General features: G+C 31.4%; 1 protein-coding gene. It reads right to left on the bottom strand.

Going from position 1 to position 290, the window contains the following annotated elements; translation table 11 throughout:
- Positions 1-228: hypothetical protein (locus Q4548_RS16800; protein WP_303457198.1), on the bottom strand; the 228-nt coding region annotated here is incomplete at its 3' end.
- Between the last annotated feature and the right edge of the window lie 62 nt (positions 229-290).

The raw sequence follows: 290 nt of genomic DNA, 5'->3' as shown, positions 1-290 counted from the left end.
AACTGGAATTGTGTATCCAAAAATAGATAGTGGATTTTCCCAGCGAATTTTCAATTCTGAAATCCATTTTCTATTGGCAGACAATACACAATCTGTATTAGGCACGATTGAAAATTCATTTTGAGGTTTTGGTTTTTCAACAACTCTATTTTGATTTCTATGAGTTTCATCCGAATCTGTTTCAATACGCTCTATACTTTGAATGAATTGTTGCTCTTTAGATTTCAATTTTTCAGAATTCTATTGCAACTGAAACCCTTCTTTTAAAAAATTTCCTGACTGAGTACCTT

The sequence above is a fragment of the Wenyingzhuangia sp. 2_MG-2023 genome, from assembly GCF_030548295.1.
Taxonomy (GTDB): Bacteria; Bacteroidota; Bacteroidia; order Flavobacteriales; family Flavobacteriaceae; genus Wenyingzhuangia.
This window is presented reverse-complemented; position numbering and strand designations above follow the sequence as displayed.